A 12393-nucleotide genomic window follows, 5' to 3' on the forward strand; every position below is an offset into this window, starting at 1 on the left:
GGGAGCGGGCGCGGCCAACGATAACGGCTGGGCGCTCAGAGAAGCTGCTCACCCAGCGATCACTGCTGCCCGCCTGCTGCCAACGACGGCACCCACCTGCCACAGCAGGCAAGCACACCAATCCGGGTAGGTGCGCGCGCGCCTACGGCCATCGTGATGGGTCGTCGGACCCGCCAGCGCAACCTTCGCTTCCGAATCGTCGAAACTTCCCAAGCGCAAGTGATCACTGCGTAGGCGACCGCAATCGCCGGCGCAGTGCATCCTTTGCGCGAGTGAATAGGCGTTCAGCGACAAAAATGACTCGAGTTCTCTGCAGAGAAAACCACAACATGCGCGTCTGTGCTGTCGCCAAGCGTCGCTTGTAGCGTTGCGGACCTGCCAGAAAGTCGTAGATCCGGTTACCCGCCTGCAGGTTGTGCAACACCGCAAGATAGTGGCTGACCAGGCCAGGCCTGAACTTCGCATCGGGCAGATACTTGAAGCCACTCTGGTAGCAATATACATGTCCGTGATGGACAAAATTGTAGAGGTAGCCGACGACCTCGGTCCCCGCCGATACGCGCAACAGCTGCACAGCCCCGCAATCACCGCCTCTCAGCGCCAGTTGATCATGGAAGCGGCGGGTAAACTCATTGGGAAATGCTCCTTCCTTGCCCAAACCCGTCCAATGCGCGTTGTGCAGCACCTGCAACCCATGCAGATACTCCAGGGCGTCGGCCCCGGTCGAGGCCACCGACAGACGGAGACTGCCAAACCCTTCATAGGCCTTGATCGAGCGCCTGAGCTGTTGCCGCGCATTGGCGCTCAACAGCGAAAGATAATCGCCGCCACGCGCTCGCACATCTTCTAGATCCACGAACGGGCAATCCGATTGTTGCCGTAGATCCATGTACCACTTTGCCGCCGGAATGGCCGCCTGCCACGCGTCAAGGGAAGCCGCCCCGACTCCGCTGACGACAAACTCGTCCCAGGTCAAATCGGCGGCGTCAATGCAGCGCAAACCAGCCAAGACGACCTCGCTCTCGCGCCCGGCTTCGGCGAGAATCGAGTTGTGCTCGATGGTCATACGATCAATCGCATGCCTGCCGGTTTCGTGCAACAGCAACGCGCGCGTGCGAACGAAACGGTGCCTGAAGAGCGTGCATGCTCCGATCACTGCGAGCCCGACAGGCCTGTCATCGCCGGTAACTTCGAGCAGGTAGCAGCGTGCAGAAGGCGGCAGATTCGATAGCCAGGTACCGATCCACAGCCACGATTGAAAAAACGAACAGGCTGAACGCTGTTCTAGAAACCGCCACTTCTCCTCGAGTCCATCGAGTTTCGTCAGCGGCGTGAGCGACGCAGCAACGGGGGGTACGTTCTGGAGCTTCTCGGATTGCTTCATCGGATTGGTCATGGGTGCCAAATTGCGGCCCGAGAGCAGGTTCGACCGCAGGCAGGCAAGGTGGCTCGCTGGTCGGGATTAGCAGGCAAGCGGAGCAACCAGGGTAACAATGGGAAAACGACTGAAAGAAACCGACAGAAAAGGGGCGACGTCGGCAAGCAAGAGCTCGAGTGAACCCGCGCGAAAGTAGATGAGCGTGTGCATGACGCGCATGCCCATGCGTGCATGCGAGCGCAGCGACGCGCGGTTGAAAGCCGAGACACGACTGCAGGTCCAAGTGACGCCTTGTTCGCGCAAGTAGCTGTTGCACTCGTCCCACAGTCGGGCGAATGCCAAGCCCAGTCGGTCACCCGGCATGATCCACATGTCAAAATCCCAGGCCATCTTGCGCGACGGACGCGGATCGAATTCGCTGCGATCGACGGCCTCCCGATAGGGCGAACGGGTGACCCAGAGATGACCGATGATCCGTTCGTCACGCATGGCCAGAAAACACACGGCGCCGCCGGCAAATCGGCGTGCCAGCTCTTCCCGCGAGCGTGGCAGCTTGGCGAGCAATGGATGATCGGACTCGATCATCAACACGGAGATGTTCCGCCCACGTTTTTCCGGCAGCACGGCACGCGCGGCGACCGGCTGTGCTACCACATAATATTTCTCGACAGCGAGGAAAGGAACGAATCGCCTTAATCCGACTGACACCAGGTAAAGGAGGCCCGTTGTCCATCCCAGTTCGGCAAATGTCGATCGCAGGCACGCCAGCTTGTTCATTGCGCACCCCGGGGCCAGCACCGGAAGCCCTGGCCGATGTACGCCTGGTCCGACGGACCTGCACTCGATACATTACGCGCTCGCGCGACCAACGCCTGCAAACGTCGCTGCGGGACTCTACTCATCAGCCTAGCCTTTTCTTGGTACCAGCTGCGCAATCCGCCGGATCATTCAGGCCGGTATTCAGGCGCTGCAGGGGGCGTGGGCGCGGTCCCGCCGCTCCGGCATCTCGCCCCTGGGGCACGTGTTCGCCGAGAGCCTTCCCCATCTCTCGGGCAAGCTTCGCGGCGAGATTGCGACGACGCAAAATTATATCTTACGCGAACGGCACTCCGGAGAGATTCGCTGCCGCGAAAGCGACCCGCGCTGCCGCAATCCCGGCATTCCGAAAAAGTTGCCAGGCAGATCGATGCTACTTGCTTGGGAGGCCAGGCGGCAAGACTGACGCCTGTCGTCCCACATACGCGAAAACTGGCTGTCTTCGCTCGGGCAAACCGGGTAGAATCGTACTCTTGCTTGCCCCCAGGCACCTTGCTGCCATGAAATTCCTCGGTTTTTCGCTTCGTAACCAACTGTTTGTCGCGCCCATGGCGGGCGTGACCGATCGTCCTTTCAGGCAACTCTGCAAACAAATGGGCGCCGGTCTGGCGGTGTCCGAAATGGTGACATCCAATTCGCTGCTGCACGGCAGCGCCAAGACGCAACGGCGTGCCAATCATGAGGGCGAGGTGGCGCCGATCGTGGTCCAGATCGCCGGGGCCAACCCCGCAATGATGGCTGATGCGGCACGCTACAACGTCGAGCGGGGCGCCCAGATCATCGACATCAACATGGGCTGCCCGGCGAAGAAGATCTGCAGCGTAATGGCCGGTTCCGCCCTGCTCAGGGATGAGGCGCTGGTGGCTAAGATACTCGCGGCCGTCGTCAAGGCCGTCCCGGACACACCGGTGACGCTGAAGATTCGTACCGGTTGGGACAGGAACCACCGCAACGCGCTCAGCATCCTGAGAATCGCCGAGGATTCCGGGGTCAAGGCGCTTGCCGTGCACGGGCGCACGCGTGCCTGCGGCTACGGCGGCCAAGCCGAATACGAAACGATCCGGACGATCAAGGCCGCCGCGAGCATTCCGATCATCGCCAACGGCGACATTGGTTCTCCCGAGAAAGCGAAATTCGTTCTCGATACTACCCGCGCCGACGCGATAATGATCGGCCGCGCAGCGCAGGGGCGCCCATGGCTGTTCCGTGAGATCGAGCACTTCCTGAACACGGGAACCCGCCTGACACCGCCGCGCGTCAACGAAATTCATCAGATCTTGCTCGCCCACATCGAGGATCTGTATCTTTTCTATGGCAGCCAAGCCGGCGTGGGCATCGCGCGCAAGCATGTTTCCTGGTATACCAAAGGGCTGCTCGGATCAGCAGCTTTTCGCCATATGCTCAATCAGTTGGTAACCATCGAGCAGCAGAAGCAGGCGATAGATGCGTATTTCTCCGCGCTTGCCGAGCACAACGAGCATCTGCCGTACCACCACGTTGATCCCGACGGAGCAGGTCCTGATCACGTCAAACTCGAGGAACTTGCTGCATGACGCGCGATCATCCCGATGGCGAAGATATCGCAAGCTGCGTCAGCAGGGCGTTGGCAAACTACTTTCAACACCTCGACGGTGAACAGCCAGTCGCCGTATATAACATGGTGATTCGTAGCGTCGAGCGTCCGATGCTTGAAGTCGTTCTCAAGCAGGCAGGCGGAAACCAGACCCTTGCGGCCGAAATTCTCGGCATCAACCGCAACACGCTGCGCAAGAAACTGGTCGACCACAAGCTGATCGCCTGAACGGATTCCCGGACTCTCCTCATCCTCCAGCCAAATTGTCAAACATGAAAATCCGTCAAGCACTGATCAGCCTCTCCAACAAGAATGGTGCGCTCGATTTCGCCGCCGGGCTCGTCGCCCACGGCGTCAAGCTGCTGTCTACCGGTGGTACCGCCCGGATGCTCAGTGATGCAGGACTGCCGGTCACCGAGGTCGGCGATTACACCGGCTCCCCGGAAATGCTCGACGGACGCGTCAAGACGCTGCATCCGAAGGTGCATGGCGGCATCCTGGCGCGCCGCGACCTGGCGGAGCATATGAATACTCTGCAAGAGCATGCAATTCCGACGATCGATCTGGTTTGTGTGAATCTCTACCCGTTCCGGGAAACCGTTGCCAAACCTGGCGTCACATTGTCTGAGGCGATCGAGAACATCGACATTGGCGGTCCGGCCATGGTCCGTTCAGCGGCCAAGAACTATTCCGGAGTGGCCGTGGTCACCGATCCGCAGGACTATCCCGCGCTCCTCGCCGAACTGGCGGCCAACGATGGTGCGCTGAGCCTGCAGACGTGCTTTGCACTGGCCAAGAAGGCCTTTGTGTACACCGCGCGCTACGATGCAGCGATTGCCAACTGGCTCACGTCGCTCGATTCGGCGGACCGCCCGCAGACCTTTCCCGACCAGTTGCAACTCGCGTTCGACCGCGTCGAGACCCTGCGTTACGGCGAGAATCCGCATCAGCAGGCCGCGTTCTATCGTGACCCAATGCCGCTGCCTGGTGCAATCGCCAACTACCGGCAATTGCAGGGCAAGGAGCTCTCCTATAACAATATCGCCGACGCCGATGCTGCGTGGGAATGTGTCAAGGCTTTCGACGCACCGGCCTGCGTAATCATCAAGCACGCGAACCCGTGTGGTGTGGCGGTCGACGGCACTCTTGTCGCGGCCTACGAAAAGGCCTTCCAGACCGACTCGACGTCCGCTTTCGGCGGCATCATCGCTTTCAACGGCACGGTTGACGTCGACGTAGTCACCGCCATGAACGCCCGCAAGCATTTCGTCGAAGTTCTCCTGGCCCCGGCATTCAGCGATGCCGCCCGGGAAATGCTGGCCAGCAAGCAGAACCTGCGGGTCCTTGAACTGCCCTTGGCACGCATTCATCACACTTTCGAAATGAAACGTGTCGGCGGCGGAATGCTGGTACAGACGCCCGATCCTTTCAACGTCCAGACCGATGACCTTAGAGTGGTAAGCAAGCTTGCACCGACCGACGCACAGATCGGCGATTTGCTGTTCGCCTACCGGGTCGCCAAGTTCGTGAAGTCGAATGCGATCGTTTTCTGTGGTCACGGCATGACGCTTGGTGTGGGTGCCGGCCAGATGAGCCGTGTCGATTCAGCCCGCATTGCTGCCAGCAAGGCGAAAAGTGCCGGGCTCGACCTGACCGGTTCCTGCGTCGCCTCCGATGCCTTCTTCCCATTCCGCGATGGGCTGGACGTGCTGGCAGCAGCAGGTGCCAAGGCAGTCATCCAGCCTGGCGGTTCGCTGCGTGACGAAGAAGTGATCGCTGCTGCCGACGAGCACGGCCTGACCATGGTATTCACCGGCGTCCGGCACTTCCGGCACTGATCTCGTGGCACGGGAACGATGTGATGCGCTACCTTGCGCTTTGGTTCTGGTGGTGAAAAGGGCGTCATGAAGTTACTGGTCATCGGCTCGGGGGGGCGCGAGCATGCACTTGCCTGGCGACTGGCAAAAACCACGGGGCTGCAAAAGGTATATGTCGCACCTGGCAATGCCGGCACGGCGCGCGAGAGCCGACTCGAAAACATCCACCTCACTGATCCGCACGCGCTTGCCGATTTCGCCACCGAGCAGAAGATCCATCTCACCGTGGTCGGCCCTGAAGCACCGCTGGCAGCAGGCATCGTCAACGTCTTTCGCGCACGCGGACTGAAGATCTTCGGACCGACCAGCGAGGCTGCGCAACTCGAGAGTTCCAAGGACTTCGCCAAACGCTTCATGTTCAGGCACAACATTCCGACCGCTCGCTTTGCGACGTTCTCCGACAGGGATGCGGCGTTGGCCTACGTCGACCGGCAAGGGGCGCCAATTGTCGTCAAGGCCGACGGTCTCGCTGCCGGCAAGGGGGTCGTCGTGGCAACGAGCCTCGCCGAGGCGCACGACGCGATCCATCAGATGCTTCCGCCGGAATGCGCTGCCAAGGGAAACGACGACCCGCCCGCGCAAGTGGTGATCGAAGAATTCCTTGAAGGCGAGGAAGCGAGCTTCATCGTCATGGTAGACGGCACCAACGTGCTTCCATTGGCGTCGAGCCAGGACCACAAGCGCATCAGTGATGGCGACACCGGGCCGAACACTGGCGGCATGGGAGCGTATTCACCAGCACCCGTCGTCACTCCGGAAGTGCACGCCCGTGTGATGCGGGAGATCATCCTGCCGACGGTCCGAGGCATGGCCGCCGACGGAATGCCGTACACGGGGTTCCTTTACGCCGGGCTGATGGTCGGCAGAAACGGGTCGGTGAAGACGATCGAGTTCAATTGCCGCCTTGGCGATCCGGAAACACAACCGATCATGATGCGTCTGAAGTCAGACCTGCTGCCGCTACTGGAACATGCCGTCGCGGGCCGGCTGAATCTCGTGGAAGCCACCTGGGACCGTCGCGTGGCGCTTGGGGTCGTGCTCGCCGCAGCCAACTATCCTGGCAAGCCCCGCACCGGAGACCTGATCAGCGGTTTGCCGCCGAGCACCGAGGACAGTCATGTCTTTCATGCCGGTACTGCCGAACGGGACGGTCGCATCGTCACTTCGGGAGGACGGGTGCTGTGCGTCACGACGCTTTCCGACAACGTCAAGCGCGCGCAGCGGCGAGCCTACGAGTTGATCGCCGGAATTCACTTCGACGGGATGCAATATCGCCGTGACATCGGCCACCGCGCCGTCAGCCGATGAGCCGACGGCCGATCCCCTTGCCGCAAGCGGACTGCCGCCGGTGATCGAGGCGGCCCGCCTGCGCGAATACTTTACCGGCCTGCAGACCGGAATCGTCGCAGCACTGGAAGAGGTGGAGGACGGCGAGACCTTTCGGGCGGACCGCTGGGCAAAGGCGGCCGGTTCGCCACTCACGGGCAATGGCTGCACCTGCGTCATTGAAGGCGGGCGGGTCTTCGAACGTGGTGGCGTAGCCTTTTCCAAGGTCAGCGGTGCTGCGCTGCCAGCGTCGGCAACCGCCAGACGGCCGGAACTTGCCGGCTGCGCCTTTGCCGCGATGGGCGTCTCGCTGGTGCTGCATCCGCAGAATCCGTATTGTCCGACCGGACACATGAATGTACGTGCCCTGCTCGCGACAGGAGCCGACGCGGAACCCGCCTGGTGGTTTGGCGGCGGCATGGACTTGACGCCCTACTACCCCTTCGCCGAAGACATCCGCCATTTCCACGCCACCTGCAAGCAGGCATTGCACGCTTTCGGCGACGATACCCATGCCCGATACAAGAGATGGTGTGACGAGTACTTCTTCCTGAAGCACCGCAACGAGCCGCGCGGAGTCGGCGGTATCTTCTTCGACGATCTCGCCGAAGGCGGTTTCGAACGCTGTTTCGCGCTGACGCGGGCAGTCGGTAACGCGTTTGTCGAAGCCTATCTGCCGATCATCGAAAAGAGACGATCGCACCCGTACGGCGATCGTGAACGGGATTTCCAGGCCTATCGACGTGGCCGTTACGTCGAATTCAATCTGGTCTGGGATCGCGGTACGCTCTTCGGCTTGCAATCGGGCGGACGCGCCGAATCGATCCTGATGTCTCTGCCGCCCACCGTCAAGTGGCGGTACGACTGGCGGCCCGAAGCCGGCAGTCCGGAAGCGGCAATCTACGAAGCCTTGACACCGCGCGACTGGGCTTAGGCCAAGGCGCGGTGGTGGCGGCGAGTGAGGCTGGCTTCCGGCGGACTAATCCGGCCGCCAGTCGTAGGCGCTCAACGCTGCAATGATGCCGGTGTCGGCCGGGCCGGTCAGGATCACCCGTTGCAGAGCCAGTTCCCGCGCGAGTTCGGCGATCCTCGCATGCGGAACGAATACCGGTGTGCGGCGCAAACTGACGAGTGTCGCGACATCGAGCAGATCGACCAGGTTGCGCAGACCTTCGCTCGACGAGATCGTCAGTGCGTCGAGCTGACGGTTCCGCCAGAGCGTCAGCAAGGGCTCAGCGTTGGTCGGGGGCGTGCGCTGGTAACAGCCTACCTGCTCGACCTCGGCGCCGCGCTCGCGCAGGCCGTCCGCGAGCAGTTCGCGACCGCCGTTGCCGCGCAGGATCAGTACACGTCTACCGACGACGGAATCCCGCTGCAGCGCGGGAAGTTGGAGCACTGCCTCGGAATCGAAGCGATCGGTCGGCGCCAGCGCGTGCTCGACGCCGCAAGCGGCCAGGCGCGCGACGCTACCATGGCCGATGGCGACCGCGCGCAGCCCCGGCGGCCAGACACGCTCGGCAAGAATCGCCGGCAGGCTGTAATCGACGGCGTTCGGACTGACGAAAATGGCCAGGGAAAAGGAGTCGATACGGGCAATCGCTGCCCGCAGGGGGGCATCGTCGGCGGCGGGAGAAATCTCGAGCAAAGGAAAGATGACCGGCTCGCCCCCTAGACCGGCGATCTGATCGGCCAACGCCGACGCCTGCCCGCGCGGGCGCGTGACCACAATCTTTCTGCCCAGCAACGGCTTCGTCATCGGCTTGCCGCAAGCTTCTCCAGGATGGCATCGGCTCCCCGATCGCGAAGTTTCTGCGCCAGCATGCGACCGATCGACTCGTCGTCTCCGGCTGCGCCACGCAATTCTCCGACAAGCATCTGTCTGCCGTCGGGGGTCGCGATACTGCCGCGCAGCCAGAGGCAGTCGTTCTCGAGCAAGGCGTGAGCAGCAAGCGGCACTTGGCAGCTACCGCCGAGCGCCCGCGAAAATGCCCGTTCGGCGCGCACACAATGCGCACTCGCAGCGTCGTTCAGCGGCGCAAGCAGGGCGATGAGGTCCGGCCGAGCAGCGCACACCTCGATTCCCAGCACCCCCTGCCCCGGCGCCGGCAGGGACTGTTCGGGTGCCAGCACAGACCGGATTCGGGCTGCCAGACCCAACCGGATCAGGCCGGCGGCTGCCAGGATGATTGCGTCGAAGTCGCCGGCATCGAGTTTGCGCAGCCGCGTGTCGAGGTTGCCCCGCAGGCTGCGAATCACCAGTTGCGGACGCCCGGCGCGCAGCATTGCTTCTCGCCGCAGGCTGGAAGTACCGACCACCGCACTCGGCGGCAGTTCGTCGAGCGTGGCGAAGCGGTTGGAAACGAAAGCGTCGCAGGGATTTTCGCGGCCGGACGTGGCGGCGAGAACGAAGCCGTCCGCCATTTCCATCGGCAGGTCCTTCATCGAATGCACTGCCAGGTCGGCGCGGCCCTCCTGCATGGCCACTTCGAGTTCCTTGATGAACAGACCCTTGCCACCAATCGCCGAAAGCGGCCGATCGACAATCTGATCGCCGCGGGTAGTCATGCCGAGGATTTCAACCCTGGTCTGCGGGTACAATTGCAGCAGGCGATCACGAATGTGTTTCGCCTGCCACATCGCGAGGCGCGATTCGCGAGACGCGATGACGATCCGAGAAGGGGCCGGCGCCAAGTCAGATGAAGTCAAGTCAGGTTTCCGCGAAAGTACCGAAACGCCGGCGGCTATGTGGACACGCGAAAGCAGTTCCGACACGACGCCAGCTTGGTACGCCTGATTCTAACATGCCGGCAATCCCTCACCCGCCCCGTTTGACCGGGAATCGTGCTGCCGCAACGATCAGCGGCGATTGCCGAAACATCGAGGAAATGCCTGTTGCCTGAAAGGCTCGCGCGTCAGAGACCAGAACTAGCGGACTTCTGGGATCACCGCTTTCGCGAGGGTACGACCCCCTGGGACGCGGGCCGGGCTCCGGCGCTCCTGTACGATTTTGCTGCCCGCTACGAGTCGATCGACGGCAACGGATTGTGCCCCGCGTCAGGACGCCGCTGGCGGGTACTGCTTCCCGGTTGCGGCAGCGCCTGGGAGGCGGCCGTCCTCTCCGATCGGGGATGGGAAACGACCGCGCTGGATTTTTCCGTTGCCGCCATTGCCGCTGCCCGTGCGACACTCGGCGATGGCTGGCAAGGCACGCTGCTTTGTGCGGACTTCTTTTCTTTCGATCCGGAAGTTCCTTTCGACGTAATCTACGAACGCGCTTTTCTTTGCGCACTGCCCCGACGGCTGTGGGCCGACTATGCGTCGCGCATGGCGGAACTGCTGCGCCGCGGCGGACTGCTCGCCGGCTTTTTCTTCCTCGGCGATGAAACTGGCGGGCCTCCCTTCGCAATCCGACAAGAACGGCTTCACGAACTGCTGGCGACGAACTTCAGCTGCCGCGAGGACCGCCCGGTCGACGACTCGCTGCCGATCTTTGCCGGACAGGAGCGTTGGCAGGTTTGGGAGCGACGTTGAGCACTTGCCGCTGGCTGGATTGCCCGCAGCAAGTCACGGCAACACCTGCCGGGCGAAAGTTCTGACCAGCGGCCACTGCCGGCGACTGACCGGCAGGCGATCGGGAACGTCGCGCAGCATGGCCTGCCATTGTGCGTCCGCGTCGTCCGAACCGCATTTCTCGAAGCCGACAATCGCCTCCCTGGTCGCCAGCACGCTGCGATGCAAGCGGATGAACTGCTCGCCAAACTCGTGTTCGAGCTGGGTCAGAGATTCGTCCAGCAGATATTCGCGGGAGCGTGTGCGCGCCGTGACGTACTTCAGCTCCGCCTTGAGATAAATGATTTCCGCCACCGGAATCAGAAGCAGACGCCCCCGCTCGACACACGAAAGGTGGCTGCGCGCCGCCTGCTGCGCCGGCTCGATCTGCGCAGGCGACAACGGCGCCCGTTCACGGACCTTGCGCAAAGCGGCAAGCAGACGTTGCGCGCGTACCGGTTTCAACAGGTAGTCCACGGCGTTGAGTTCGAAAGCGCGCACTGCGTAAGCGTCGAAGGCGGTGACGAAAATCACCGCCGGCCGCCGCTCGCAATGGAACAAATGGCGGGCAAGTTCGATGCCGCCCATCCCGGGCATCCGGATATCCACCAACAGGACGTCAATCCGCCGCTTCTCGATCAATGCCAGTGCGGCCAGGCCATCTGCCGCTTCGCACACCACCTCGTTGGCAAGTTGCGGCGCGATGTCCTTCAGCAGATCGCGCAGGCGCGCGCGCGCTGGCGCCTCATCGTCTACGATCATCACCGACAGCACGGACGGTGCCTCCCCGGGAATCATGGCGACTCGCCACGGCAAGGAAGAACGATGTGTACCCGGTACTCGTGCCGGCCATCGGCCAGCACGACTTCACCGGTATCGAGTCGTGCTTCGAGATCGTAATAGAGGGCGAGGCGCTCGCGGATGTTGTCGATCGCCATGTGGCTCCCACGCTGATGCTCGCCGCCGCCAATACAGGGATTGGAAAGATGAACGTGCAGCTCGTCAGCACGTCGCAGCAGGCGAACGCAAATCGTGCCGCATTCCGCGGATGGTTCGATCCCGTGATAGACGGCGTTCTCCAGCAGCGGCTGCAGCATCAGCGGCGGCACCTCTACACTCGCCGGCAGGCGGTCTTCCTGCCATTCGACATGCAGACGCTCGCCCAGGCGCAGTTTTTCGAGATCGAGATATTGATGGCACAGGGCGATTTCGTCGGACAAGGGAATCAGCTGCCGATGATCCAGCATCAGAGCACGGAAGAGTTCGGCCAGCTCTTCCAGCGCCGACTCGGCACGTCGGGGATCGCTACGGATCAAGGAAATCACGGCGTTGAGACTGTTGAACAGGAAATGCGGCCGAATGCGTGCAGTCAGGGACTGCAGGCGTGCTTCGACCAACGCCGGCGACAATGCACTGGCGCGCAGCGCAAAATAGGACAGCATCGAGGCTGCCGCCAGCCCTCCCAGCAAGCCTGCTCGCAGCAGTTGCTGCCAGCCACTCTGGTCGAATGACACGAGACTCCAGAGCTGGAACAGGAACAAGGACGAAGCGAACGCCAGGATCACAATCACCACCCTGCCGACCCAGACGGGCATCCGCCGCAGGAGCTTCCCGAAAAGCGCCAGGAAGCAAAGATTCGAGAGCAGCAGCGGTTGTACCCAGACCGCAAATTCAGCGTAACGCTGGAGACCATCGCTCAGGCCCTGACTCTGCACGATGGCCGCCACCAATGCCAGCAGGTTAACCCCGAGCAGGCTCCGCAATATGACCCCGGCGTTGCGAAAGTCCGGCAGGCGCTGGCCGGCAACGTTTTGCTTTATACTTGCCATCACTCGAAGTGGTGCCTGTAATGGGTTCTGCGAGTGATTTTAGCC

The 12393-nt window shown here is 62.2% G+C and carries 12 protein-coding genes; 6 read left to right on the forward strand and 6 right to left on the reverse strand.

Translation table 11 applies throughout. The features are described from left to right. Positions 1-223: 223 nt before the first annotated feature. Together NFV80_RS07800 and NFV80_RS07805 are read right to left on the reverse strand one after the other, a co-directional pair. Positions 224-1396 (reverse strand): GNAT family N-acetyltransferase, encoded by a 1173-nt coding sequence (locus tag NFV80_RS07800; protein WP_295327366.1) that lies wholly within the window; start codon positions 1394-1396, stop codon positions 224-226. A gap of 66 nt (positions 1397-1462) precedes the next feature. After that, entirely contained in the window at positions 1463-2155 is a 693-nt protein-coding gene (locus tag NFV80_RS07805; protein ID WP_295327365.1) for a hypothetical protein, read from the reverse strand. Positions 2156-2694: 539 nt separating this feature from the next. Here NFV80_RS07805 and dusB point away from each other — a divergent pair. The 5 genes from dusB to hemF all read left to right on the forward strand — a co-directional run bounded on the left by dusB (position 2695) and on the right by hemF (position 7904). Continuing rightward, entirely contained in the window at positions 2695-3747 is a 1053-nt protein-coding gene (gene dusB / locus NFV80_RS07810) for a tRNA dihydrouridine synthase DusB (RefSeq protein WP_295327364.1), read from the forward strand. Next, complete coding sequence (locus NFV80_RS07815) at positions 3744-3995, forward strand: helix-turn-helix domain-containing protein (RefSeq protein WP_295327362.1); 252 nt, start codon at positions 3744-3746, stop codon at positions 3993-3995. Before dusB ends, NFV80_RS07815 begins: the two co-directional genes overlap by 4 nt. A gap of 44 nt (positions 3996-4039) precedes the next feature. Further along, on the forward strand, positions 4040-5605 hold the full coding sequence (gene purH / locus NFV80_RS07820) for a bifunctional phosphoribosylaminoimidazolecarboxamide formyltransferase/IMP cyclohydrolase (protein ID WP_295327360.1): 1566 nt from the start codon (positions 4040-4042) through the stop codon (positions 5603-5605). A 66-nt stretch (positions 5606-5671) separates the two neighbouring features. Beyond that, the gene (purD, locus tag NFV80_RS07825; RefSeq protein WP_295327358.1) at positions 5672-6952 is read left to right on the forward strand and encodes a phosphoribosylamine--glycine ligase; all 1281 of its coding nucleotides are present in this window, start codon (positions 5672-5674) and stop codon (positions 6950-6952) included. Positions 6953-6995: 43 nt separating this feature from the next. Then, positions 6996-7904: an oxygen-dependent coproporphyrinogen oxidase gene (gene hemF / locus NFV80_RS07830; protein ID WP_295327430.1), complete on the forward strand. Its 909-nt coding sequence runs from the start codon at positions 6996-6998 to the stop codon at positions 7902-7904. Positions 7905-7949: 45 nt separating this feature from the next. Here the strand turns inward: hemF and NFV80_RS07835 are convergent, their stop codons facing one another. Together NFV80_RS07835 and hemC are read right to left on the reverse strand one after the other, a co-directional pair. Beyond that, positions 7950-8726 carry a uroporphyrinogen-III synthase gene (locus tag NFV80_RS07835; RefSeq protein WP_295327356.1) on the reverse strand — a complete coding sequence of 259 codons (777 nt, stop codon included), beginning with the start codon at positions 8724-8726 and terminating at the stop codon, positions 7950-7952. Continuing rightward, positions 8723-9676 (reverse strand): hydroxymethylbilane synthase, encoded by a 954-nt coding sequence (hemC, locus tag NFV80_RS07840; protein ID WP_366143420.1) that lies wholly within the window; start codon positions 9674-9676, stop codon positions 8723-8725. Before hemC ends, NFV80_RS07835 begins: the two co-directional genes overlap by 4 nt. A 186-nt stretch (positions 9677-9862) precedes the next feature. Here hemC and NFV80_RS07845 point away from each other — a divergent pair, with 186 nt between their 5' ends. Then, entirely contained in the window at positions 9863-10501 is a 639-nt protein-coding gene (locus tag NFV80_RS07845) for a methyltransferase domain-containing protein (protein WP_295327352.1), read from the forward strand. Between the two features lie 33 nt (positions 10502-10534). On the opposite strand, the gene NFV80_RS07850 is transcribed toward NFV80_RS07845, so the two are convergent. Together NFV80_RS07850 and NFV80_RS07855 are read right to left on the reverse strand one after the other, a co-directional pair. After that, positions 10535-11317 (reverse strand): LytTR family DNA-binding domain-containing protein, encoded by a 783-nt coding sequence (locus NFV80_RS07850; RefSeq protein ID WP_295327350.1) that lies wholly within the window; start codon positions 11315-11317, stop codon positions 10535-10537. Next, entirely contained in the window at positions 11314-12348 is a 1035-nt protein-coding gene (locus NFV80_RS07855; RefSeq protein ID WP_295327428.1) for a histidine kinase, read from the reverse strand. The genes NFV80_RS07850 and NFV80_RS07855 overlap by 4 nt, the downstream gene beginning before the upstream one ends. Between the last annotated feature and the right edge of the window lie 45 nt (positions 12349-12393).

The sequence above is a fragment of the Accumulibacter sp. genome, assembly GCF_023806565.1.
In the GTDB taxonomy this organism is placed as follows: Bacteria; Pseudomonadota; Gammaproteobacteria; order Burkholderiales; family Rhodocyclaceae; genus Accumulibacter.

What these genes read in the sequence shown, in the direction of transcription:
- NFV80_RS07800 (WP_295327366.1), bottom strand. Translation starts at nt 1,396, where the DNA reads ATGACCAATCCGATGAAGCAATCCGAGAAGCTCCAGAACGTACCCCCC.
- NFV80_RS07805 (WP_295327365.1), bottom strand. Translation starts at nt 2,155, where the DNA reads ATGAACAAGCTGGCGTGCCTGCGATCGACATTTGCCGAACTGGGATGG.
- dusB (WP_295327364.1), top strand. Translation starts at nt 2,695, where the DNA reads ATGAAATTCCTCGGTTTTTCGCTTCGTAACCAACTGTTTGTCGCGCCC.
- NFV80_RS07815 (WP_295327362.1), top strand. Translation starts at nt 3,744, where the DNA reads ATGACGCGCGATCATCCCGATGGCGAAGATATCGCAAGCTGCGTCAGC.
- purH (WP_295327360.1), top strand. Translation starts at nt 4,040, where the DNA reads ATGAAAATCCGTCAAGCACTGATCAGCCTCTCCAACAAGAATGGTGCG.
- purD (WP_295327358.1), top strand. Translation starts at nt 5,672, where the DNA reads ATGAAGTTACTGGTCATCGGCTCGGGGGGGCGCGAGCATGCACTTGCC.
- NFV80_RS07835 (WP_295327356.1), bottom strand. Translation starts at nt 8,726, where the DNA reads ATGACGAAGCCGTTGCTGGGCAGAAAGATTGTGGTCACGCGCCCGCGC.
- NFV80_RS07850 (WP_295327350.1), bottom strand. Translation starts at nt 11,317, where the DNA reads ATGATTCCCGGGGAGGCACCGTCCGTGCTGTCGGTGATGATCGTAGAC.
- NFV80_RS07855 (WP_295327428.1), bottom strand. Translation starts at nt 12,348, where the DNA reads ATGGCAAGTATAAAGCAAAACGTTGCCGGCCAGCGCCTGCCGGACTTT.